The sequence below is a fragment of the Streptomyces sp. NBC_00887 genome (genome assembly GCF_045207585.1).
Genome location: NZ_CP108788.1, coordinates 2,841,968 through 2,866,518, shown reverse-complemented (window position 1 = coordinate 2,866,518; position 24,551 = coordinate 2,841,968). Strand labels below are relative to the sequence as shown.

Sequence of the window (24,551 nt, the reverse complement as noted above, 5' to 3'; positions counted from 1 at the left end):
CGGATGAGCGAGTCGACCACCGCCGAGGTGCGGTCCACCGCCGAGGCGTCGCCCACCGCAGGGGCGCCGGCCGCTTCCCAGGCGCCGGGTCCGGCGGCCCGGCCCGCCACCCCGGAGGCCGCGGTGGCGGCCCTGGCGGCGACCGGACCCGGGTTGCCGTACCTGATCGGGGTGCGCCACCACGCGCCCTCGCTGGCGGCCGTCCTCCCCGCACTGCTGGACGCGGCTGCCCCCGACGTCCTTCTCGTCGAACTGCCCGCCGAGTTCCAGCCCTGGCTGGGCTGGCTCGCCCACGAGGAGACCGAGGCCCCGGTGGCGCTGGCCGCCGTGCCCGTCGACGGGCCCGGCCCGGCAGGCGAACGGGGCCCGGCGTTCTACCCGTTCGCGGACTTCTCGCCCGAGCTGGTCGCTCTGCGCTGGGCGGCAAGGAACGGGGTCCCGGCTGTGGCCTGCGACCTGCCGCTGGCGGACCGGGCGTGGGCGGGGGGCCGTCCGGACACCCCTGCCCCCGTCCCGGGCGCCGACTCCGCTCCCAGGCCGGGGGAGGGGCACGGGCTGTCCGCCGCGCTCCGGTCCCGGCTCACAGGCCGGGACGGCGACGACCTGTGGGACCGACTGGTGGAGGCCCTCGCGCCCGGTTCGACACCCGAGGCGCTACGCCGTGCCGCCCTGCTCGCCGGCTGGGCACTGCGCCACGAGGCCGAGTCGCGGGACGGGGTGCAGGGCACGGACCTGGTACGCGAGGCATGTATGCGCGGACATGTCGCCGAGGCCCTGGCAAGCGGGCGGCGGCCGGCCGTGGTGGTGGGAGCCTTCCACACCCCGGCGCTGCTGCCATCGGCCGCCGGGGCCGCCGGGGGCCCCGCGCCGGATGTGGCGGACGTGCCGGTCGTTCCGGACGCGTCCGCCGCCGCGCCCGAGCCGGGCGCGGACGGCCACCTGAGCGGCGCGTCCGGAACGGCGGCGTGCACGGTCTCCCTCGTCCCGTACACGTACCCGCTGCTCGACTCGCGGTCCGGATACCCGGCCGGCATCCGGGACCCGGAGTGGCAGCACACCGTCCTGGACGCCGCCGGAGACCCGGCCGCGCTCCACGAGGCGCTGATCCGCACCGCGGTCCGCGTCTGCGCCACCCTGCGCGAACAGGGCCACCCCTACGGCCCGGCGGAGGGCAGGGAGGTCGTCCGGGTGGCCGGTGACCTGGCCCGCCTGCGCGGTCTGCCCGCCCCCGGCCGCGGTGAACTCCTGGAAGCCGTGCAGACGGTGCTGGGGCGCGGCGAGACCTACGGCACGGGCCGCGCCGTCGCCCTGGCCCTCGAACGCGTACTCGTCGGAGCTCGCACGGGACGGCCCGCGCCTGCCGCTCCGCGCAGCGGACTGAGCCCCGCCGTCGAGGCCGAGACCGCGGCGCTCTCCCTCCCCGGCCCGCAGGACACGCGCGAGAAGACACCGCGCGACCTGCGGCTCGACCCGGCGCGCTCCACCCTGGACCGGCGCCGCGAACTGCTGCTGCGCAGGCTGACGGTGTGCGGCATCCCTTACGCGCAGGAGCAGGAGGTGACCGGCGCGGCGGGCACGGAAGGACTCACGACGCGCTGGCAGGTGAGGTGGACCCCGGCGACGGCCGCGATGCTCACTGCGGCCGGCGCCCGCGGCGTCACCCCCGCCCAGGCGGCCGAGGGCGTGCTGCGGCAGCGGCACGCGGCCGAGCGCGCGGAGGGCGGTCCGACGGCCGCCCAGGTCGTCCGCGGCCTCACGGAGGCCGCCGAGTGCGGGCTTCTGGCCCTGGCCGACGAACGGCTGACGGAACTGGCGGCCGTACTCCCCGCGAGCGGCACCCTTCCCGAACTCCTCACCGGGCTCGACCTGCTGGATCGCATCGACGCCGGCCACCTGCCGGGCCTGGCCGCGCCCGAGGACCCCTCAGCCCCGGACGACGCCGCCACCACCGTCTCCGCCCGTGCCTCCCGCACCGCGCCCGAGGCCGAACTCCTGACTTCGGCTGCGGTCCGCCAGGTCGACGGCCTGGCCGGCTCCGAGGAGCCCGAGGACGCCCGGGCACTGCTCGAACTGGCCCAGCGTGCCGACCGGGTGGGCGGCATCCGGCTCACCGACGCCCTCGCCCGGCTGGCCGCCGACGGCACCCCGCTGATCGCCGCGGCCGCCGGAGCGGTCAGGGTGCTCACGGGCCACGAAGAGGCCGAGAGGTTCGGGGGGCGCGTCGCCTCCTGGGTGGACGGAGCCGTGGACAGCACCTCCCGGGCCGCGCTCACCGCCCGCCTCACCGGTGTGCTGACGGTGGCGGGCCCGCTCCTGACCGTCGGTGTCGGAGCCCTGGACCCGTTGCTGCTCCGGGTCGTCGAGCTGGACGACGCCGCGTTCCTGGCCCGGCTGCCGGCCCTGCGCGGTGGCTTCGACACCCTGAGCCCGGCCGCCCGGGACCGGCTGCTGGACACCGTCGAGGAGCGGCTGGGCGAACGGGTGGACACCCTCGACGCGGACGATCCGGCCGAGCTGGCCCGCCGGACGGCGGCCGACCTCGCGGCCCGCGAGCTCCTGACAGGCCTCGGCCTGCCCGTCCCGCCACCCGCCCACGACGACCGGTTCCCACCACTGTCGGGCCACCCTGCCGCAACGCGCGTCCTCACACCCGCGCCAGCGCCCTCCACCGGGGCCACCCCCGCGCGGACCCTAGCGGCCGCCGACCGGTGGCGGCTCGTGCTCGGCCGGCGTCCCGACCAACTGCCCCCCGGCGCCGCCCGCCTGGCGACCGCTCTGGACGAGCTCTACGGCGCGGGGCACGGCGAGGGGTCCCGCAGCGGCATGCCCGCCCCCGGTCACGGTGGCGGCTCCGGATCGCGCGGCGGCCGGGAACCGTCGTTCCCCGGCGTCCGCGAGTGGTCCGAGGAACTGGCCGCGCTGTTCGGCCCAGGCATCCGCGAGGAGGTCCTCGCCGCCGCAGCCGTGACAGGCCGGCAGGACGTCCTCGCCGAGCTCGACCCGGCGGCCGCCACCCCCTCCGTGGAACTGCTCCGGACGATCCTGCGGTACGCCGGCGGCCTCCCCGAAGCCCGCATCGCGGCGCTCCGGCCGCTGGTCCGCCACCTGGTCGACGAACTGACCCGGCAGCTCGCCACCCGGCTGCGACCCGCCCTCACCGGCACGATGGCGGCCCGGCCCACCCGCCGCCCCGGAGGCCGGCTGGACCTGCCGCGCACGCTGCGTGCCAACCTGGCCACCGCACGCCGGACGGCCGACGGAACGGTCCAGGTGATCCCCGAGAAGCCGGTGTTCCGCAGCCGCGTCCGCCGGTCGGCCGACTGGCGCCTGATCCTGGTAACCGACGTCTCCGGATCCATGGAGGCGTCCACGATCTGGTCCGCGCTGACCGCCTCCGTGCTCGCCGGGGTGCCGACCCTGAGCACCCATTTCCTGGCCTTCTCCACGGAGGTCGTCGACCTCACCGGCCACGTGCACGATCCCCTGTCCCTCCTGCTGGAGGTGAGCGTGGGCGGGGGCACGCACATTGCCGCCGGGCTGCGGCACGCCCGCAGCCTGATCACGGTGCCCACCCGCACCCTCGTCGTCGTCATCAGCGACTTCGAGGAGGGCGCGCCGCTCGGCGGACTGCTGGCCGAGGTACGGGCACTGGTGACCACCGGCTGCCACGTCCTGGGGTGCGCGAGTCTCGACGACGCCGGTCGGCCCCGCTACTCGACGGGCGTCGCCGGGCAGCTCGTAGCCGCCGGCATGCCCGTGGCGGCCCTCAACCCACTCGAACTGGCCCGCTGGATAGGGGAGAAGACCGCATGACCGCCGCCCAGTTGCCACCCGTCGCGCCGGAGGTCACGGCGACGCTGGTGGAGGACCTCTCGCCCCGGCTGCGCAAGCGGCTGGACGCGGCAGTCACCAAGCTCGGCGCCCGCCCGACGCACCGCGTCGGGGACACGGTGACGATCGCGGTCGACGACGACACCGAGTTGCGCCTGCACGCCCCCGGCGGTGTGGTGGCGACGGCGGACGCCATCACCTGCGGTTGCCTCCTCGCCCCGGCATGTGTCCACCGCGCGGCCGCCGCCTGCGCCGCCCCCACGGCGGAACCGGAGCCCGAGCCCGCCGACCGGCCCACCCGGGAGGTTCCCGGATCCGCCTCCGCAACGGACCCCGGCACCTCCGGTTCCGCCCCCTCGCCCGAGGTGGCGAGCCCAGCCCAGCGTGCCGCGGCCGACGCCCTGTGGTCGGCGGGCGCCGCCGTGCTGGAGGCCGGTGTCGACGGGGCCGGCGCCGTCACCCAGTCGGCCCTCCTCCGCGCCGCGCACACCGCCCGGCTCCGGCAGCTGCCGCGCGCCGCGGGCGCCGCGCTGTCCGTCGTCACGCTGCTGCGCGCGGCCCGCGCCGGGGACCCGTCCTACCGCACCGCCGGGCTCGTCACGGCTCTGGCCGAACTGCTCGGCACCGCACACCGGGTGGGGACGGCGTCCGGGGCGGAGCTTGCCGCTGTCAGAGGCCGTGCGCGCCGCCCGTACAGCCCGGACGGCTCGCTGCGCCTGTACGGCCTGTTCACCGAACCCGTGGTCACCGACTCGGGGCACGGCGGCGTCCGCACCTGGGTCGCTGGATCCGACGGGCGCCTCTGCACGGTCGGTGACGTGGCACCCGGCGGCGTCGGTCGCGCCGTGGGCGTGGCCGACCGGGCCGTGCGCCTGGGGGACTGCTCGCTCACCCACCGGGAGCTGGGCCGGGCAGGCCTGGCGATCTCGGGGGCGACGGTCTCGCCGGAGGGGAGACTGGGCGCCGGGAAGGGCGTCAAGGCCGTCAGCGCCAGGGGTGCGGCGTGGACGGAGCCGCCGCTCGCCGCGCTGTGGGAGACGCCGCCGTCCGAACAGGCCGCCCGCGCCCTGCGGTCCACCTCCCGTTACGCGGACCCGGACGGCGGCGGCAGCGACCTGCTCTTCCTGGAAGCCGAACTCCTCGGTCCGGTACGGGAGTCGGGCGGCACCTCCCTGCTCGCGCTGTGCGAGGGAAGCGTTCCCGTCCGGCTCGCCGTCGCCGACGACGATCCCGCGCTGGCCCATCGCGACAACCTGATGCTGCTGGCCGCGGCGCCGGGGACACGGCTGAGGATCATCGGCCGCCTGGTGCCCGCCCTCCACCCCCGGCTCACCCTCCTCGCCTGCTCGCACCCCACCGGCGAGGGCACGATCGACCTCGGCCTCGACCGACTGCGCCGTGCCGACCTCCCGGACCCGGCTGCCCATGTGCGTCCCGCCCCGCCACAGCCCGGGGAGTCCGGCGCGCACTCGCCGCTGTACCTCCTGGAGCGCCGGGTCGAGCAGACGGTCCCGGCGGGCCGCGCCGCCCTCGGCATGCTCGGCGACGTCACCGCCGAGACCTGGCGCCTGCGCCGCGCGGGCCTCCCCACGGCCGCCGGACTCCTCACCGCCCTGTGCACCTCGGCGGCCCGACGCGATCGTGATCTCTTCGGCCGTCTCCTCCCTGCCGACACCGACGGCTTCGCCATGTACTGGCTCACCGCCGCCCGTTACACAGCCGCCGTGGCCGAATCCCTGTGCGCGGCAGCCTGGGAACCGACGCGGGAGGGCCCTGCCGCGGTGCCGTCCGTCCCGGACGAGGGGCCGACAGTCCGCTGCCTCGAACGCCAGGCGGCCCCAGAGTTCTCCCAGCCGGTCGGACAGTCGCAGCCAGGACCCCGCTCATAGGGGCGATAGATATGCAGGTCGGCTGCTGGCGCGAAGGCGAGAATTCTCAGTCAGGGCTCGCGAAGCCGGGACCGGCGACGACCGGCGGGCGCCCGGTGACGCGAAGGGTCGGACGAGCCCGGAGCGGATACGACAGGCCATGATCGGCTACACCACGACAGGGGACGTGACCCCATTGAGTTTGGCCCCCTTGATGCGGTCGGTCGGGCTGGGCTAGCAGGACCGCAGTGGAGTTGCTGAAAGCAGTGGGCAGAAGTCCTGGCGCCCGTCCGGGAGCAAGGAACAATGCACGGTATGGATGAGGCGTTCACACTCCTTCGACAGGCCGTCGATCTGCTGCCCGAGGATGCCGTGGCAGAGAACGGCCAGACGGTCGGGGATGTTCGCGAGGACATCAGGCGCCAGGAGTGGGAGATGGTGCTCGGCCTTCTCGAAGAGATCGGGGATGGCCACCCCGTGTCCGTGGACTTCTGGGAGCTTCTTGCCGAAGCTGCTCGGCAGATGATGCTCGACCGCAGCCACCGTTGGTGTCAGTGGCGGGGCTGGGAAGTCCAGCACGGCACTGTCCGGGCAACGTTGAGTTTGATGGATCCGAAGGAGGGCGGACGCCGAACTGCCTTTTCCGGGGACGGTCGGCTCAGGCCCACGTGGGACATCGGAATTGCGCCACCGATGGGAATCCAGCACTCAGCATCGCGTAGCTATGGGTGGAGTTCGAGCCGCAGCTCGGCCCTGGAGAGACCGCAGACGTTCGCCTGGCCCCCTCCAGTCAGAGCAGTGGCGGCAAGCCCGGTGACGTGATCCTTATGCACGAAGCCCAACCTGTCGCCGGCATCGCCGAGATCATCGAGGTCTTGCCGCCTCGCAGGTGAGGCCACTGGGCCAGGCCGGTGCGAGATGGCGGCGGGGCGGCCGTCAGCCACGGTCAGAGCTCACGGGTGAGTCGGCCGGCGCTCGCGTGGAAGCCGGGCATGCCGAGGTGGACGGATCGGCTGCACGCACGCGCATCGCCTCCAGCTTCTGCGTGGCGGCAGCCACGGTGGTCTCGATGGCTGCCACCTCGGCGAGCCAACCCTGCTCCCTGGCCTCCGCGATCGGTCGAGGAGGTTGGCGTGGATCTCCAACAGGCGTGGCATCTGGGCCGGATCGAGACGTTCCGGAGAGCGAGAGCCCGCTCCGTCTGCCCCCTCAGTACTGTGACTTCGCATGACCGACACCGAGATCGAGATCACCGCAGACCTGGTCCGCGTCCTGCTGGAGGAGCAACATCCAGACCTCGCAGGGCTGGCCATCCGCGAGGTGGCGGGTGGCTGGGGCAACCAAATGTGGCGTCTCGGGGACGAGTTGGCCGTGCGCATGCAACGCATGGACCGCACCCCGGAGCTCCAGCTCAAGGAGAGGCGGTGGCTACCTGTGCTGGCCCCGCGCCTGCCGCTCCCGGTGCCGACGCCGGTGCGGTTCGGTGAACCGTCCGGGCGCTTCCCCAAGCACTGGACCGTGATGACGTGGGTTCCCGGTGAGCCGCTGGACCACGGCTCGATCAGCCGCGGCGACCATGCGGCCGACACGCTGGCGGGCTTCCTCCGGGCGCTCCATGTGGAGGCGCCCGCCGAGGCGCCGATCGCTACGGACCGCGGTGCCCATCCCAAGAACTGTACGGACGGCTTCGAGAGCTTCTTCCAGGCCGTTGCCCCCGACGACATCGCTGCCGATGTCCGGGCCGTCTGGGACGATGCCGTTGCGGCCCATGCGTGGGAGGGCCCGCGGGTGTGGGTACACGGCGACCTTCATCCCGCGAACGTCGTTGTCTCGGACGGAACGCTCTCGGGCATTGTCGATTTCGGTGACATGTTCGCCGGCGATCCGGCGTGGGACCTCGCCGCCGCATGGGTGCTGCTGCCTGCGGGCACGGCCTCACGGTTCTTCGACATGTACGCGTATGCAGACGAGGCGGCGATCCGGCGCGCCCGCGGGCTGGCCGCTATGAAGAGCCTCTTCCTGATACTCATGGGGCAGAACGGAGATCGGGGGCTTCCCGGCGGCAAGCCGAACTGGGGACCTGCAGGCCGGGCGGCACTTGATCGTGTTCTGGCAGGCGTTTGACGCACGCTTCCTTGAACGCGGAGCTTCTCCTCAGCGCCGGACCGGCTGACCTGGAGACCTTCGACCTCGTCGGGCCAGCCTTACGTCTCGGCTTCGTCGATGTGGGCAAGGAGGTGGTCGCAGATCGACGAGCCGTGCCCGTCGGGCCGGATCCGGCCGTAGGGGTGAGCATCTGACGCAAGGTCTCCGAACCACTCGCTTGGTTGAGGTCTGATCGTCACTGTCACGTGACGACTTCCACGGAAGCGGGTCGAGGGAACGGCATCATCTCCCATCCCAAGGGCCAGTCCGGATCTCGTTGCTCCGCGGCCTCGATCTCGAGGCGCCGGGGAACACGCCATGTCCACCATCGAGCACCATCCTCGAGGCGGTCAGGCCAAGGAATCGTCGCGCGGCGATAGCGAACGTCGATGCGATCGAGTTCCGGTTGCCTGAGCGCGCCAACACGTGGGGGCAGCAGTGGCCAGACTTCCGCGAGCGCGTTCCGACACGAGAGATCGTGGTCGAGCTCCGGCGCGCACCAGGAGTAGCCCTCTTCCACCTCGTCCGCCAAGGTGCTCCACTGTGCGAGGAGGGAGCTGAGGGAATGAGCTTGTGCTCCACCTCCAGTGCTGGTGACACGGGCGAGGGCTGCGCTGACGGCGTCGTACTCTTCAGCGCTCAGAGCGATGTCGTCCGTGTGGCTGTCTGCCGGATCCATTTGCGGCGACTCCTGCTGCACTTATGGGACCAGGCGGGTGAACTCACCTGTGGACGGAACTGATTGTCGCGCTCCGAGCGCGCAAGGCGTCGTCGTATTGGTGGCGGCCGAAGTGGAACGGGCCGAACGCCGTGTAGTCCTGGAGAAGATCCGGGTGCTCAGATCTGGCCTGGGCAGCCCGCGCAAGAAGCCCGACAGCCTTGCGGCCGACAGGGCTTACAGCAACGGCCCCATCCGCGAGTACCTGCGACGGCGGGGAATCCGCCCCACCATCCCGGAGAAGACCGACAGCCAGGCGGTCCGCCTGCGCAAGGGGCGCACGCGGTGGACGGCCGCCCGGCTTTGATGAGGTCCGCTACAGGAAGCGCAACACCGTCGAGCGTGCGATCAACCTCCTGAAGCAGTCCCGGGCGGTCGCCCCTCGCAACGACAAGCGCGGTTACGTCTTCCTTGGCACCGCGACAGCGGCAGCCCTCGCGATCCGGCTCCGGTCCTGATCAGGGCCAGTCCTCGGTGATGGGGTACATGTGGGCGTAGGGATCGGGCTCGCCTGTAGAAGGGTCCAGTCCGGCCCGAAGCCGTCGATGTTGCTCTCGCCAGCTGACGAATGTGTCGGTCCGCTTCCAGAGCGAGGCATCGCCGAGTGGACAGGCGTCGAACTGGCCCAGCATCATGCGGGTGATGAACTGGACCATGTTGCAGTCGAACAGGGCCCACGGCGACTCGCCCCACGAGTGGTGTCGGCGCCAGGCTATGACAGGCCACTTGTCCGGATCTGGGTCGTTCTTGAGCCAAGCCATCTCGTTGGCGTTCATCCCAGAACCCCAGGGGAGGACCGCATCGGCACCCAGCGTCCCGCCTGGGATTCCTGCGCCGTCCTCCCAGAGCCCGCGCAGGCCGTCCGTCATGCCTCCGATGTGGCATCCTTCCCACCCGCGCACGTCACTCGGGAGTGGGGGCAGAATGACGAGCTCTCCGATATCACCCACGCCGTACGTGTCCAGCAAAGCCTTGTAGTCACTCGGTAGCTCGGTGCCGAGCGCGACTTCGGCCGCAGCCCAGTCGATCTGCTCGCCGCCTGCGAAGTCTGCTGGCACGAGGTCGAGCAGTACGGCGACGTCGGGATGAATGCCCATGGTGGAGCCCCTTGCGATCAGTGGTCAGCAACCTTAGTTGTGTGGGCCGACACCGTTGCCGTGGGTAGCCAGGTATCCCGTAACCCGCCTACGTATTCAACATGGGAAACCAGGACTGTGACCACCGAGCACATTGGGTGTGACCCCCAGCAGGACGACCTCAGCAACCATCCTGGCCGGACCGGGCGAGCCCACCCCATAGGCAAAGCATCTGCCGGTTCAACGCCATGATCGACCGGACAAGTCCTAGCCGCGAGGGCGGAGGGGCCGTACACACCCCACTCGATCAGTGTCTTCGCTGCGATGGCTTGGCGGTCAGGTCCTCGCGGTCGCCTCACGGTCTGCCGGGACCGGATTGACTAGTCGAACTCCAGGCCCCGAAGGTGCGGTCCATGGCCGGCTCACCACCCGCGTGCGTGTGGTGACGGGTCAGGGGCTCTAGCCGTCACGACGGAGTGAACAGGCCACGTCTGGGCAAGAATTCACTCCGCTGACGGAGGGGGACAACCGTGGTAGCGACCGTGAGTGCGATCGGGGGCCTGATAGGGCTGATCGTGTCGCTTCTGTTTCTGGCGAAGCAAACGAAAGCTGTATCCGAGCAGGTTCGTATGAGCAACGTCATCAACGGCACCACCGGTGTGGACACCTGCCTGGGCAACCTACGAGAGATCTATTTCAAGATGCTCGAGTACCCCGGGACGAGGGCGTACTTCTACGACAACAAGCCGTGCCCGGAGCAGGGGGAAGAACGCGAACGCATCTTGATCTTGGCAGAGATGCTGGCCGATGTTCTGGAAACGGGACTGATGGCCACGCGCCGGATTCCGGAAACTGAGTCGTACGACGACTGGCGGGACTACTGCCGTTTCATTCTTGAGCACAGCCCGACGGTGCGACACATAGTCGTCGAGCATCCGTTGTGGTGGAGGGAGCTGGCAAGCCAGGCGTAGCAATCAATCCAGATCGCGTCCTCCTCCCACACGTCCATGTACAGGCAGGTACCGTCCTCGTGCGGATAGGCCTCACCCGGGCCGTTCGCCGTATCGAGCTCCCAGATGAGACTGCGCACTGCAATACGGGCCGACCAATCGATCTCGACCTCAGCCCACCGAGCACGGATCACCTCGGTCAGCGCACCCCGTTCGGCGCGCCATCCGCCCGCATCACCCTCGGCCACCGCCACGAACGTCATAGCCAGGGTCTGTCAGATGCCCAATGACATGGTGCTGACCAGCAGCTGCACGAAGTTGGAAGGGGCTCTGTGACTGTGACTGAGCATCACAGGTGGCACCGGTACTCCTTTGCGTGCGCCCGTACGCGTGGGGGAGCTGTTCGTGGACTGGTGCTCACCTCAGCCGTGGGGGAGCTCGCGGTCGACAGTGGGCACGGGGCCGGTCTGGCGAGAGCATCTTTTGGCTGGCAGGGTCGAGTCGCCGGTCTGTGTGAGACCGGACGTGGCGTGCATCCGTACCTGTGGGGCCCGGGACCGTACGGTTCCGGGCCCCACAAGGGGATCACTTCCGTCGGTGGTTTGCCGGGGGTCACGCTTCCTTGAGCTTGTTCACGATCCACTCGCCGAGCTCTCGGGTCATGGTGGTGTGGCCTTCGTTGGTGGTGGCGCAGTGGTAGTCGTGGAGGTCGCTGGTGTCGGGGTCGATCTTGCTGTAGAGGGTGTCGTGGTCGTCGATGCGGGCCGAGGACACGGCGCTGACGGTGGGGACGAAGGTGGAGGCGTTGTGCGTGAGTTCCGCCTCGGTCTTGTTGACGAGGCCGGCCAGCATGGCGGCGATGCCGAAGTTGGCGGCGTGGTTGAAGACGGGGGCCTGGGGGAAGAGGCCACCGGGTGCGCCGTCGAGTTCGGGGAAGCCGGTGGTGCGGATCTCCGTCGGTTCCTGGCCCGGCTTGTCCATCCGGGCGACGGTCTGCGCGCCCGTGCCCTGGGCGTCGAGCCGGCCGATCAGATGCGGTCCGTAGGCTTCCATCGCGGCGTGGCCGGCGGGGATGTCGTTTCCGGTGCCGGTGCCGGTGCCGTTGGCGACGCCGAGCAGGCGGGGAATCTGGGGCCAGTCACCCATCCGCTCCAGGGCTTCCAGGAAGTCGGCCCGGTCCTGGTGCTGGCCGTCGGCGACGTCGAGGGTGGTCCCGGCGGCGCTCTCCAGGTGCCAGCGCAGCATCTGGCGCGCGGCGGGGCTGTTGACCAGATCGGAGAAGGAGTTGAGGACCGGCTTGCCGGCGCCGCCCCAGTTGTCCTTCACGTAGTGGGCGAAAGCCTGGACGCCCAGAGGCAGCCACGCACCGCGGTGCGGGGTGTCGTAGGAGAGGTAGGTGGCGGTCTCGTGCCGCATCCGCTGGCGCTCCAGCTTGGCCAGGGCGTAGCGGGTGATCAGCCCTCCCATGCTGAAGCCGCCGACCGTCAGAGGGGCGTCGCCCTCCCGGTCGGCGATCGCCCGCATGATGCACTGGATCGCGACCTCGGCGTTGTCGAGGATGGACGCGGTGCGGTCGGCGAAACCCAGCAGCACGACGTCGAAGCCGGCCCCGCGCAGCGAGGAGACGAACGGATACTCCCCGTTCTCCAAGCCGTCGTACAGATCGTCGACCTTGGTCCCGCCGGGGGCGAAGCCGTCGGCGAGGATGACCGGACGCTTGAGAACCTTCTCGTCAGGTGAGCTGTAGAAGACCCACGCGGTCCCGCTGACGGTCCTGCTCCCGAGGTCCCACTTCGCGTCCCAAGGGGCGGGGGCGGCTTGCGCGGCTGCGGACGCAGCCTCTTCAGAGGTGCCCCAGATGTTGACGACAGGCTTGGACATGGTTCGGCGTCTCCTTGGTGGTGCGGACGATCATGGTGATCACCGCCATCGTGTCGGCGCCCGCGCCCGCCTCCCACCCAAATCAGGCTGAATCACTCCCATGGGTATGAAATGCCCCGTTCGCGCCCGTCCGCCCGCACACCTCGCGTATGCGGGCGGACATGCAGTGACCGAGAACCCCGCGAGCCGCAAGCACTTCGCCCCGTCATGGCGCTGGGGCCGACGGCGGAGGCCGCGTCCTCACTGGTGGGAACTACAGCGACATGGGCGCGCCCACGGATGCCCTGCAGATCTCGGGCATCGACGTCACTCCCGATCCACCGCAGGCCCCGGTACGGTGAAGGCGCTCATCAAGGCGGTCGTCCAGGAGGAGATCGTCGACGGTGCTACACCCCCACACGCACAAGGTCGCTCGTGACCGGATCACTCAACAGGCCGACTCGTTCGGGGCAGACATCGGCGAGGCGGTGACCTCGCCCATGTCTGCTCGTTGCAGTCACGGTGGCCGGTGAACTGTCCGGCCATGGACCTACCTCTCGCACGAATCAGGGCGAAGAGACGTCCTGGTCATTGACCGTGCGACGAGCCCCGAGGCTGTCGTGCGCGGGGAGTTGCGACGATGTGTGGGCTGGTCGGCTTCGCCGGGTTCGCCGGGCATGTGCCCGTGGGGACCGAGGACACCTCGCTGAAGGAGATGACCGAGACCCTGGCCTGCCGCGGCCCGGACGCTTCCGCGGTCTGGGCCGAGGGGGCGGCGGGCCTGGGGCACACCCGCCTGGCGACGGTCGACCTCGTCGGCGGCCGGCAGCCGCTCCTGCTCGAGCGCGACGGGCGCGTGGTGCTGGTGATGGCGTTCACCGGCGAGATCTACAACCATGGACGGTTGCGTGCGGAGATGACCGCGCGCGGGCACCGGTTCGCAACACGCAGCGACGGCGAGGTGGTGCTCCGGGCCTTCGACGCGTGGGGCGCGGAGGCGGCCGAGCGGCTGGAGGGCATGTTCGCGTACGCGGCCTGGGAACCGGAACCCAGGCGGCTGACGCTGGTGCGCGACCGCCTCGGAATCAAGCCCCTGTACTACGCCCGCGCGGGCGAGGGCGTGGTGTTCGGCTCCGAGCCCAAGGCCGTACTGGCACACCCCGCCGTGCCCGCCCGGCTCGATCTGGACGGAATGCGTGAACTGCTGCTGTCCGCCCACCCGATGATCAGCACCCCCGGACGCAGCGCCTTCTCCGGCCTGGACGAGATCGCACCGGGAACCGTGTCCGTGTACACGCCCGAAGGGGTGCGAAGGCGCCGGTACTGGTCGCTGACCCCGGCCGAGCACCGCGACGATCTGCCGACGACGATCACCCGGGTGCGCTCGCTGCTGGAAGGATCCGTCACCCGCCAGCTGCAGGCCGACGTGCCCGTGAGCGTGCTGCTCTCCGGAGGACTCGACTCCAGCGCCATCGCCGCCCTCGCCCGGCCCGGGGCCGGCACCCTGCACACCCTCTCGGTGGACCTCGGCTCGCGCGCGTCGACCCAGGACGCGATGGAGCGCGACCCGGACGGCCCCTATGCCGAACTGATGGTGCGCCACCTGGACAGCTCGCACCGCCGGGTGTCGCTGAACGCCCGCGATCTGTCCGACCCCGCCCGACGCACCAGGGTGGGGCATCTACGCGACGGACTCACCCTGGGAGACTTCGACACATCCCTGCTGCGGCTCTTCACCGCGGTGCGCGAACACTTCCCCGTCACCCTGGCCGGAGACGGGGCGGACGAACTCTTCGGCGGCTACCGCTGGTTCACCCCCCAGGCCACCGCGGCAGAATCCTTTCCCTGGGACAGCGTGCTGGACCGTGCCGACCTCACCCAACTGCTCGACCCGTCCCTGGCCGCGTCCCTGGACCTGCCCGCACACCGCGCGGACCTCCACGCGTCCGCGGTCACCGAACTCGACCACCTGCCGGGAACCACTCCCGCCGAGGCCGCCCTGCGGCGCGCCGGCTATCTCAACCTGACCCGCTTCCTGCCCTGCCTGCTGGACCGGGCCGACCGCCTCAGCATGGGAGTGGGCCTGGAGGTCCGGGTCCCCTTCCTCGACCACCACCTGGTCGAGTACGTCTTCAACACCCCTTGGGCGTTCAAGACCTTCGACGGCCGGGAGAAGAGCCTCCTGCGCGCCGCCGTCACCGACCTCCTCCCCGAGCCGGTACTGGCCCGTCGGAAGAGCCCCTACCCCGTGGTCCGCGACCCCGCTTACCGGGCAGCCCTCACCCGCCAGGTCGGCCGCCTCCTGGCCGACGGCGGTCCCGCGACCGACCTGCTGGACACCGGCACCGTACGCCGCCTGCTGCTGGATGCCTCCGGCGAGCACCGCTTCCCCCGTGAGGGACTCGAACTCGTCCTGGACCTGGACCAGTGGCTACGCAGACACCGCCCCGCCCTGCAGCTCTGAACACACCGAACTCGGCCCCTCCGACAGGACAGTCCCTCATGCAGCACGCCGTGATCACCTCCGCCGTCCGTACCCCCATCGGCCGCGCCCACAAAGGCTCACTCACCGGGGTGCGCCCCGACGACCTGCTCGCCCGCACGGTCGCCGAGACTCTTGTCCGCACACCCGGCCTGGAGCCGGCCGACGTGGACGACCTCGTGGTCGGCTGCGCCCTGCCCGGGGGTGAGCAGGGATTCAACATCGCCCGGATCGCCGCCGTTCTGCTCGGCTGGGACCACGTACCGGGAGCCACCGTCAACCGCTTCTGCACCTCCTCGCTCCAGGCAATCCGGATGGCCGCGCAAGCCGTGCGCTGCGGCGATGCCGACGTGGTCGTCGCAGCCGGCGTCGAGTCCCAGTCCCGGCTCGCCCACGGCAGCTCCGACACCTGGCCCCACACCGAGAACCCGGCCTTCCAGCAGGCCGGCGGGCGCACGGTGCAGCGCTCGGGCCACGGGGTGAGCCCGTGGACCGATCCGCGCGCGCGGGGCGAGCTCCCCGACCCGTACATCCCGGTCGGTCTGGCAGCCGAGAACACCGCCGACCTCTACGGCATCACCCGCACCGACATGGACGCCTACGCGGCCCGCTCCCACGATCTCACCCAACGGTCGCTCGCCGGCGGGTTCCACTTCGGCGACATCGTCCCGGTCAAGGTTCCCGACGGCACGACCGTCACCACCGACGACTGCCCGCGCGGGGGAGTGACCCAGCAGAGCCTCGCCGCGCTGCCGCCGCGCTTCCGCCCCGACGGACGGGTCACCGCCGGCAACAGCGCACCGCTGTCCGACGGGGCTGCCGCGGTGGTCGTCATGTCCGAGGACTACGCGCGCGCCCACGGACACACACCGCTGGCCCGGATCCTCGCCACCGCGGTCTCGGCCGGCACCCCGGAGACGGAAGGCCCCGTCCCCGCCGCCGCGACCCGGACCGTACTCACTCGGAGCGGTCTGTCCCTGGCCGATGTCGGCACCTTCGCGGGCAACGAGCCCTTCGCCGCGCAGGTCCTGGCCTACTGCGCCGAACTGGGCCTGGACCCGGACCGGATGAACCCGCACGGCGGCTCGATCGCCCTCGGCGAGCCCTACGGCGCGGCCGGAGCCCGACTGACTACCACCGCACTCACCACCCTGCGCCACGACGACCTCACCACCGCCCTGGTCACGGTCGTCGCCGCAGGCGGCCAGGGCATGGCCATGCTCCTGGAACGCACCGCGTAGCCCCAGCGAGGCACCACCCGCTCGGGCGGTGGCAGGCGTCCCGCGCGCACCACCGCCCCAACCTCCAGCTACCCGGCTGCGCACCGCAACGGCCGGGCCGCCCAAGGCGTCGGCGCACCGCGCTACGCGTACTTCGTCATCTGTCGGGAGCTGGGGACAAGGCTGCAGATCAGCAAGGCGTAGACCGGGCGGCCGGACATCGCTGAGCAGCTCCTGATGTCGTGGCGGGAGACCGCCGGGCCGAATCTGCTTTTGGAGGTCATCCATTGGGGACTGAGTGGTCTCGGCCGGATCGAGAAGGGGAAGCCCACCACGGCGGTGCCGCAGGCTGTTGTCGACGATGCTGGCGCGCCTGTCGCGCCCACACTGTCGCCAGCTGAAGCGAGGCCCTGAAGTGCATGGTCGACCGCCGCGCTCGGCGTGCGGCCGTAGCCGAGCGGCAATGGGGACGATCATTGCTCTTGTGGCAGTTCGAGGTGAGTGGACGGATACGGCATGGAGGCAGATAGAGCCGCTGCTACCGCAGGTAAACGAGCGTGGCCGTCCGCAGACCGACTACGAGCGGTTCGCCCGCTGGGAGGCGGACGGGACGTGGCCGAAGCTACTGGCGCACGTCCAGGTCCGCGATGACGCCGTGGGCCGGGTGGAATGGACTGTCTCCGGTCGACTCCACCGTCAACCGGGCAGACCAGCACGCAGTCGGCGGCGCAACTCGTGGTCTTGATTGACGGTGAGGCGGGGTATGACGTCGCGTGCCGTTGACACCGTCTCCCTGTCAGTCTCCGGAGAGGATGCTACGAGGGCGTCGCTGCGGGGTGCTGACCTGGCGGCAACCCGTCTCCCGGGCTTCCTGTGGAATCGATCATCTCTGGACAGGGTGAGATCACATGGTGCATGTGCTGAGCAGCAGGACCCTCCTTCGGCCCACCGATCCCGAGCGCTCACGGGACTTCTACGGGACGAAGCTGGGCCTGGAGGTTTACAGGGAATTCGGCACCGGACCCGAGCGGGGCACCGTCTACTTTCTCGGCGGTGGCTTCCTCGAGGTCTCGGGCCGCTGCGACACCCCGCCGTCCCCAGGCCTGGAACTGTGGCTACAGGTGGGAGACGCGCAGGCGGCCTACGAGCAGCTAGCCCGGCAGGGTGTCGAGATGCTTCGACCTCCCGAGAGAGAGCCCTGGGGACTGATCGAGATGTGGACCGCCGATCCGGACGGCGTAAAGATCTACATCGTCGAAGTGCCCAAGGACCACCCGATGCGCTATCGGCCGGGCATTTAGCTTGTCGTTCAACATCCCGCTCCGAACAGGAAGGCCGTCGGGGTCAGCGGTGGGGTGGTGTGACGTGGGCGAGTGGCGAACGGATCCGACGTTCGCAGCAGCTCGAGTGGTCGACTCGGTCTTCGTCGATCGCCCGACTCCGGCTCGGCACGCAGGGGATCGAGGGCTTCCTCCATCCGCGGTCTGTCGTGCACGCCAGCTTTCCTCGCTTCGTGAATCAGCACCTCAACCTCGAAGGGCCGCAGCAGATCCGGCCCTGACCAGCGAGGCATCCGCCTCCCGGCCCACGACGCCCGGTCACTGCCGCACGGAACCTGAGCCAGAACCCGTTCCCATGGACAAACCCCTGCGAGCCGGGTGGCCGGCGTCCGACCCCCCGGCTCGCGCGTTCACCTCACCGACCGGCCTGCAGAGCCGTCCAGGTCGCCGAGCCCACGATGCCGTCCACTGTCAACGACCGGCTGCTCTGGAAGTCCCTGACCGCCTGCGCGGTGCTGGGGCCGAAGCTGCCGTCGATCCCTACGGTCCGGCCCAGTGCGGCCGTCAGCGACCGCTGGAGGCGCTTGACGTCGGCGCCCGAGGACCCCTCCTGCAGGACGGGCTTGGTCCCGGCCGAGAGCAGCGCGGTCCAGGACTGACGGCCGATGACCCCGTCGGACGACAGACCGCGCGCACTCTGGAACGCCTTCACGGCGGTCCCGGTCTTCGTGCCGAAGACGCCGTCCGCAGTACCGGCGGCGAACCCCTGCGCGTTGAGCAGTGTCTGCGCCGCCGCGACCTGGGGGCCGGTGGACCCGCTGCGGAGCGTGTCGTAGGCCGGGAAGTCGAGGTTGACCGGCACGCCTGTGCTGCCCCCGACGAGCTGCATGTAGTAGGTCCAGTTCCAGTTCGCCCCCGGATCGGTGTGGTCGTTGTTCGGGACCTCGGAGTGCCCGACGATGTGCGCCCGATCCTTGGGGATGCCGTACTTGTCGGCCAGGTGACGCGTGAGGGTGGCGGACGACCGGTACATGGCGTCGGTGAACCAGGCAGGGTTGTCGACGTACCCCTCGTGCTCGATGCCGACGCTGTAGGCGTTGCCCGAACGTGCGTGGTAGGCGGTGTCCTTGTCGCGGACAGTCTGTGTGACCTGCCCGTCGGACGAACGGATCACGTAGTGCGCGCTGACGTTCGAGCTCGGGTTCTGGAACCAGCTGATGGACCCGGCGTACGACCCCTGGGTGACGTGGATGACGACGGCGGAGATCGCGGCGGATCGGCCCACGGTGTAGTTCCCGCTGTTCGCGGCCACCCACAGTGCGGGCGGGTAGTCGGTGCTCAGGGGCCCCACGGCGGCCGAGCCCCCCTCGTCCAGGGCGGGCACATCCGTGTAGCGACCCCGCTCGGGACGTACGGCCTGCGGGCGTACGGCGACGGTCTCGCCCGGGGTCGTGGTGGCGCGGACGCCGTTCGCCAGGAAGTCGTAGACGGAGTCCGCGTAGAGCCGGGCCGTGCGGTCGTCCGCGCTGCCGCTGTACTCGGCCACCGCCGGGTACCAGGCGCCGGCGTCGTCGCGGTCCTCCGCGTCCAGTCCCAGCCGGTCGGCGTACGAGCGCAGGACGGCTGCGGCGCCACGGATGTTGGCGGCGGTGCTGTGCCGCAGCGCGTCCGGTGCCGCGCCCGTCAGCTCCGCGGCCCGTTCCAGGGTGTGCGAGCGGGGGTTGCTGACCAGGTGCATCACGCCGTACCCGTTCGCGTGACTGGGCTTGCCGTCGTGAGGGTCGAGTCGGCTCTCGCCGTACCCGATCGCCACGAGCAGATCGCGGGGGACGTCGAACTCGGCGCCGGCCCGGGCGAAGGACCGGCCGACGGTGTCGTGCGCGGCGGGCGTCGCGGCGGCGGAAGGCCCGCCCGTACCGGTGAACAGGACGGCGACGGCGGTACTGAGTATGAGCGAGGTGGTGTGTCTCCATGATCGCGGGCGTCGGTACATCGGTGGTGTCCCCTCGTCGGCGTCGAATCAAACGGTGTCGGCCGGCGATCCGGGTAGGACTGCGGCACGACGTTCCGGTGCGTGTAGGGAGCCACTTCAACCGACATTGCATGCCCACGTCAACAGGCTCATGTGTCGCTGTGATGTGCGGACTTCGACTTCATGAGGCCCTGTCATTGGTGGCACCAATAACACTTCCCCTTCCCTCTTGACCCTTGAGGTGTACTGGCCATCCACTGGGTGCGCCCTACTCTGCCCGCCCGCCGGGTGCGTCGATCGAAGGAGTGCCGGATGAGCGTCCGGGGATGTGGTGCCCTGTGCAGGTCGATGGTGGCAGCGACCGCCGCTGTCGGGTTGCTCCTGGGCCTGCCGCAGGGCGCCGCGGCCGGTCAGGGATCCGCCCAGGACAGCCAAGGCGGCCGGCAAGGCGGGGACAAGGGCCGCTGGGTCGAGGACCGCCTGGACGCCATGACGCTGGAGGAGAAGGTCGGTCAACTCTTCGTCACCTACGCCTACGGCGAGACCGCCGAGGACAGCGACGCCGATGACGTGGCCCGCAACCGTACGTGGCTGGGGGTGGACAACGGCCTGCAGGCGGTGGAGAAGTACCACCTCGGCGGGATCATCTACTTCGCCTGGACCGACAGTTTCCAGAACCCGGGCCAGGTCGCCGACCTGTCCGACGGGCTCCAGCGGGCCGCGCTGGGGAGCGGCGCCCAGGTGCCGCTACTGATCTCCACCGACCAGGAGCACGGCCGGGTCGTCCGGTTCGGCCCGCCCGCCACCCAGTTCCCGGGCAGCATGGCGCTCGGGGCCTCCGGAAGGTCGAAGGACGCCTACAAGGCGGGGCGGATCAGCGGTACGGAGCTGCGCGCCGTCGGCATCAACCAGGACTACGCCCCCGTCGCGGACGTGAACGTCAACCCGATGAACCCCGTCATCGGCGTACGGTCCTTCAGCAGCGACCCGCAGCTCGCCGCCGACCTGACGGCCGCCCAGGTACGGGGCTACCAGAAGGCCGGCACCGTCGCCACGGCCAAGCACTTCCCCGGGCACGGCGACACCGACGTCGACAGTCACACCGACCTGCCGGTGATCACCCACACCGAGGAGGAGTGGGAGCGGCTGGACGCGCCGCCGTTCCGCGCGGCCATCGACGCCGGCGTCGGCTCGATCATGACCGCACACCTCCAGTTCCCCTCGCTCGATCCGTCCGGCACCCCCGCCACCCTGTCGAAGCCGATCATGACAGGCCTGTTGCGCGAGGAAATGGGCTACGACGGCGTGGTCGTCACCGACTCGCTGGCGATGGCCGGGGTCCGGAAGACGTACCCCGACGCGGAGGTTCCCGTCCGTGCCCTCCAAGCGGGCGTCGACATGCTCCTCATGCCCCCGAACCTCGACCTGGCCTACCGCTCGGTGCTCACCGCAGTCGCCTCCGGGGAGCTGACTGAGGACCGCATCGACACCTCCGTGCGCCGGATCCTCACCCTCAAGCAGAAGCAGGGCATCGCCGACGCCCCGTACACCGACCGGGCCGCGGTCGACAGCGTGGTCGGCAACGCCCGCCACCTCAGGGAAGCACGGACGATCACCGACCGCACCACGACCCTGATCAAGAACGACGGAGGGCTGCTGCCGCTGACGGCGGACGGCAACCGGGTCCTGGTCACCGGTTCGACCGCGGCCGTCACCCGGACCCTCGCCGGTGCGGTCACCGCGCAGGGCGGGACCGGGACCGCCCTCGCGACGGCCGCCGACCCGACGACGGCGGACATCGCCACAGCCGTCACCGCCGCCGCCGGCCAGGACACCGTGGTGGTGCTCACCAACTCGGCCCGCACCAACCCCGGCCAGGCCACCCTCGTCCAAGCCCTGACCGCCACCGGCACGCCGGTCGTCACCATCTCGGTCGGAGTCCCCTACGACATCGCCTCCTACCCGCAGGCAGACGTCCACCTGGCCGCGTACTCGAACAACGCGATCGCGCTGGAGTCCGCCGCCCGCGTCCTCTTCGGCGAGGTCTCCCCCCGTGGCAGCCTCCCGGTGAGCATCCCGCGGGCCGACGCCCCGGGGACCCCGCTGTTTCCGTTCGGCCACGGCCTGACGTACAAGAACTGACGGACGAGCGCTGCGCCCGTCCGATCCCCACCTGGCCCTACGAGGGAGACCCACCACCGTGAGACGCAGAGACCTCCTGACGGCGTCGGCGGCGCTCGCCGCCACCCCGGCCCTCGCCACCCGGGCCTCGGCCGCCACCCCCGACGGCCCGGCCGAGGCGGGCAGACACGCCCGTGTGCGCACCGGCTTCGAGCGGCTGCGCGCGAGCGGCTACGCCTCGCTGGCGGGACAGCGGGTGGGCGTCATCTCCAACCCGACCGGCGTCACTCCCGACCTCGGCCACATCGTCGACGCGATGGCCGCCGACGGGAAGGTGGACATGGTCGCCGTGTTCGGCCCCGAGCACGGCTTCCGCGGCATCTCGCAGGCCGGAGAGGGCGAGGACTTCTACACCGACGCCAAGACCGGACTGCCCGTCTACAACGCCTACAACAGCTCCACCACCATGGCGGGGCTCTTCTCCGAACTGAATCTGGACACCGTGGTGTTCGACATCCAGGAGATCGGGGCCCGCTTCTACACCTACATCTGGACGATGTATCTGGCCCTGGAAGCGGCGGCCGAACTGGGTCTGCGCTTCGTGGTACTCGACCGCCCGAACGTCCTGTCCGCCCAGGACGCGCACGGCCCGGTCCTGCACCCTGAGCACTCCACCTTCGTAGGGCTGAAACCCATCGCGCAGCAGTACGGCATGACCGTCGGCGAACTGGCCGGTCTCTTCAACGACACGTTCGTCCCCGAGGCGACCGGCGGCAAACGCGCCGACCTGCACGTGGAGCGGATGTCAGGCTGGAAGCGCCGGATGCGGTACTCCGAGACCGGCCTGCCGTGGGTGCCACCGTCACCGAACATGCCGACGGTCGCCACGGCCGAGGTGTACGTGGGGACCTGCTACTTCGAGGCCACCGCCCTGTCCGAGGGGCGCGGCACCACCATGCCGTTCCAGATGGTCGGCGCGCCCGGCATCGACCATCGCTGGCAGGAGGCCCTCAACGCGCTCGACCTGCCGGGGGCCCGCTTCCGGGAGGCGTACTTCAACCCCACCTTCTCCAAGCAGGCCGGCAAGACCTGCGGCGGCGTGGAACTCCAGATCACTGACGTGGACCGGTTCGACCCGATACGAACCGCGCTGGTGATGATCCTGGAGCAGCGCCGCCTCTTCCCGCAGTACGGCTGGCGCAGCCAGGACGGAGGCAGTGCCTACTGGCTCGACAAACTCAGCGGTAACCGCGAGGTGCGGCTCGCGGTGGAGGCGGGCGCGCCCGTCGACGACATCGTGGCCCTGTGGCAGGACGACCTCGCCGCGTTCCGCACCCGGCGCGCGCGACACCTCTTGTACTCCTGAACCTGAACTCACTGAACTGCTGCTCCGAAGCTACTGAGTTTGCGGCCGTGGTGTCATTGCGAACGCTCGGGAAAGGAGAACCGCTGCCGAACTCTGCTCGGCGAAGCGGTGCCGCCACGGCGCACGGGGTCCAGGTGCAGACGCGTTCTCACGCGCGCTCAGATGGTGAGCATTGCCAACGCAGCTGCACAGCCTCAGGTCGCGCGTGACGGAGCGCGACAGGTGGCTGCTCAGCTTTTGAGCGTTGCCCGTTCAGCGGCGCGTCGACGCGTACGACCGGGTGCGGACCGGCGGACACCCCGGCGCTCTTACGGCCTCTTCCCCGTACGACGTGTGGAGGGCCGATGGCGCTGGGAAGGCGACGGCGCCGGCCCGGCCGACCCTTCGCGGTCGCCGAGCCATTCCCTGGCCTGGGTCCGGAACCCAAAGCCCTTGAGGCCCTGTTCGCCCAGCGTCGAGAAGGAAGGACTTCGACATGATCGAGGACTTCGACGACGCCTTCGAAGCGTGGGACGAGCAGTGGGGCGCCCTCATGTTCGCGCCGGAATGAACCGTCGGTGCAGTCGTGATCGAGCCATGGGCACGGCTTGCCCGTGAGATCAGCACAGGACACGGCGGCATGGCCAGGGTGTCTGGTTCGGACGGTGGGCCATGCGGCCGGCTGGGGTGTGGCCGCTGACGCCGTTGTGGGTTCGTACCGGTCCAGCCGGTCGGGGGCTGGGCCGGGCCGCCTGCATGGGTGCCAGCGTGCAGGGCAGACGCAGTCACACGAACCCGTCGAAGCCTGGAACGGAGACCACGATGCTGTCCCACAGACTTGAACACGACGTCCTTCTCATCACCGTTCAGGAGGACCCGGGGGTGAGCGGGCGGGCCGGGCTTGCCACAGAGATCACGGACCTCGTCCATGCTCACCATCCCTCACCCGTGCTTGTCGTCATCGACAACGCCGCAGCCACCCCTGCCACGGCCAGCGCCGTCCTACGTGCCCACCGTCAGTGCGGCAATCTGAAGACCCTGCTGTCGGTCGCCACTCACGACGCCCCCACGCGGCGGCTTTTGGAAGACAATGCCGGCTCAGGTGGGCCGAGGCTCGTCGTCCATCCTCGAGTTGATGTCGCGATCGATACGGCCTACACCGCTGCCGCCTGAAGCGCATGGCCTTCGCCGGAGCGAGCAGCCGGTCCACGAGCGAATAGGGGCGTCCGCAGCCCAGGAAGGTTCATCACCAGTGAGCGCAGCAGCCAAGAAGAAGTCCAAGTCCAGCGTGTACCTGTCCCTCGGCAGCACAGCCTTCGGCGCCCTGAGCGTCGTCAAGCAGGCCAAACTCGCTCGGAAGGAGAGCGACACCCTCCGCCTGGCCGACGCCGTGATCTCGACCGCCAAGATCGTCACCGGTCTCGCGATCCTGTACCGCGAGCTCAAACGCCTGGGCGACGATGACGTCCTGCTGGGGTGAGCACCCAGACCGGCGCACCCGCACACTCGTTCATCACGGCGGAAGGAACTGAGGTCATCGCGAGCCGCGAGACCAGACTCGCGCCGAGGTCGGGAGGCTGAACGGTGCCGCCTCCTCCATCCGCAGGGGCCGTCGGTTCGCTCGCCACGGCGCTGGTCATCATCAGCCCGCCGCAGAGCAGTCCGCCGACGGCCGCCAGCCGC

The 24,551-nt window shown here is 70.6% G+C and carries 17 protein-coding genes and 1 pseudogene; 14 read left to right on the top strand and 4 right to left on the bottom strand.

From position 1 onward, the window contains the following. Positions 1-3 precede the first annotated feature (3 nt). From OG844_RS13075 to OG844_RS13060, 4 genes are all read left to right on the top strand, one after another. Complete coding sequence (locus OG844_RS13075; RefSeq protein WP_406390069.1) at positions 4-3,813, top strand: vWA domain-containing protein; 3,810 nt, start codon at positions 4-6, stop codon at positions 3,811-3,813. Further along, the gene (locus tag OG844_RS13070) at positions 3,810-5,720 is read left to right on the top strand and encodes a hypothetical protein (protein WP_406390067.1); all 1,911 of its coding nucleotides are present in this window, start codon (positions 3,810-3,812) and stop codon (positions 5,718-5,720) included. The genes OG844_RS13075 and OG844_RS13070 overlap by 4 nt, the downstream gene beginning before the upstream one ends. A gap of 294 nt (positions 5,721-6,014) precedes the next feature. Next, positions 6,015-6,521: a hypothetical protein gene (locus OG844_RS13065; protein ID WP_406390065.1), complete on the top strand. Its 507-nt coding sequence runs from the start codon at positions 6,015-6,017 to the stop codon at positions 6,519-6,521. Between the two features lie 405 nt (positions 6,522-6,926). Next, on the top strand, positions 6,927-7,823 hold the full coding sequence (locus OG844_RS13060) for an aminoglycoside phosphotransferase family protein (protein ID WP_406390063.1): 897 nt from the start codon (positions 6,927-6,929) through the stop codon (positions 7,821-7,823). A gap of 223 nt (positions 7,824-8,046) precedes the next feature. Here the strand turns inward: OG844_RS13060 and OG844_RS13055 are convergent, their stop codons facing one another. Next, a complete protein-coding gene (locus tag OG844_RS13055) occupies positions 8,047-8,523 on the bottom strand; it encodes a hypothetical protein (RefSeq protein ID WP_406390061.1) in 477 nt (158 codons plus the stop codon). A 100-nt stretch (positions 8,524-8,623) separates the two neighbouring features. On the opposite strand from OG844_RS13055, the gene OG844_RS13050 reads away from it, so the two are divergent. Next, entirely contained in the window at positions 8,624-8,869 is a 246-nt protein-coding gene (locus OG844_RS13050; protein ID WP_406390059.1) for a hypothetical protein, read from the top strand. 151 nt (positions 8,870-9,020) lie between these two features. On the opposite strand, the gene OG844_RS13045 is transcribed toward OG844_RS13050, so the two are convergent. Then, the gene (locus OG844_RS13045; RefSeq protein ID WP_406390057.1) at positions 9,021-9,659 is read right to left on the bottom strand and encodes a hypothetical protein; all 639 of its coding nucleotides are present in this window, start codon (positions 9,657-9,659) and stop codon (positions 9,021-9,023) included. A gap of 521 nt (positions 9,660-10,180) precedes the next feature. Here OG844_RS13045 and OG844_RS13040 point away from each other — a divergent pair. Next, entirely contained in the window at positions 10,181-10,609 is a 429-nt protein-coding gene (locus tag OG844_RS13040) for a hypothetical protein (RefSeq protein ID WP_406390055.1), read from the top strand. Positions 10,610-11,200: 591 nt separating this feature from the next. On the opposite strand, the gene OG844_RS13035 is transcribed toward OG844_RS13040, so the two are convergent. Continuing rightward, the gene (locus tag OG844_RS13035; protein WP_406390053.1) at positions 11,201-12,469 is read right to left on the bottom strand and encodes an esterase/lipase family protein; all 1,269 of its coding nucleotides are present in this window, start codon (positions 12,467-12,469) and stop codon (positions 11,201-11,203) included. Positions 12,470-13,088: 619 nt separating this feature from the next. Here OG844_RS13035 and asnB point away from each other — a divergent pair. From asnB to OG844_RS13015, 4 genes and pseudogenes are all read left to right on the top strand, one after another. Continuing rightward, positions 13,089-14,912 carry an asparagine synthase (glutamine-hydrolyzing) gene (gene asnB / locus OG844_RS13030; RefSeq protein ID WP_406390051.1) on the top strand — a complete coding sequence of 608 codons (1,824 nt, stop codon included), beginning with the start codon at positions 13,089-13,091 and terminating at the stop codon, positions 14,910-14,912. 38 nt (positions 14,913-14,950) lie between these two features. Beyond that, positions 14,951-16,171: an acetyl-CoA C-acyltransferase gene (locus tag OG844_RS13025; RefSeq protein WP_406390050.1), complete on the top strand. Its 1,221-nt coding sequence runs from the start codon at positions 14,951-14,953 to the stop codon at positions 16,169-16,171. 463 nt (positions 16,172-16,634) lie between these two features. Then, a pseudogene (locus OG844_RS13020) lies at positions 16,635-16,890 on the top strand (IS5/IS1182 family transposase); the annotation flags it as partial. A gap of 168 nt (positions 16,891-17,058) precedes the next feature. Further along, a complete protein-coding gene (locus OG844_RS13015; protein ID WP_406390049.1) occupies positions 17,059-17,451 on the top strand; it encodes a VOC family protein in 393 nt (130 codons plus the stop codon). Positions 17,452-17,845: 394 nt separating this feature from the next. On the opposite strand, the gene OG844_RS13010 is transcribed toward OG844_RS13015, so the two are convergent. Then, on the bottom strand, positions 17,846-19,423 hold the full coding sequence (locus tag OG844_RS13010; protein ID WP_406390048.1) for a peptidoglycan-binding protein: 1,578 nt from the start codon (positions 19,421-19,423) through the stop codon (positions 17,846-17,848). Positions 19,424-19,714: 291 nt separating this feature from the next. On the opposite strand from OG844_RS13010, the gene OG844_RS13005 reads away from it, so the two are divergent. The 4 genes from OG844_RS13005 (at position 19,715) to OG844_RS12990 (ending at position 24,348) form a co-directional block, all read left to right on the top strand. Further along, positions 19,715-21,544, top strand: a complete 1,830-nt coding sequence (locus tag OG844_RS13005; protein ID WP_406390047.1) for a glycoside hydrolase family 3 protein — start codon at positions 19,715-19,717, stop codon at positions 21,542-21,544. 58 nt (positions 21,545-21,602) lie between these two features. Further along, the gene (locus tag OG844_RS13000) at positions 21,603-22,889 is read left to right on the top strand and encodes an exo-beta-N-acetylmuramidase NamZ domain-containing protein (protein WP_406390046.1); all 1,287 of its coding nucleotides are present in this window, start codon (positions 21,603-21,605) and stop codon (positions 22,887-22,889) included. Between the two features lie 801 nt (positions 22,890-23,690). After that, positions 23,691-24,041: a hypothetical protein gene (locus OG844_RS12995; RefSeq protein WP_406390045.1), complete on the top strand. Its 351-nt coding sequence runs from the start codon at positions 23,691-23,693 to the stop codon at positions 24,039-24,041. Between the two features lie 79 nt (positions 24,042-24,120). Next, complete coding sequence (locus tag OG844_RS12990; RefSeq protein ID WP_351180958.1) at positions 24,121-24,348, top strand: hypothetical protein; 228 nt, start codon at positions 24,121-24,123, stop codon at positions 24,346-24,348. Positions 24,349-24,551: the final 203 nt, after the last annotated feature.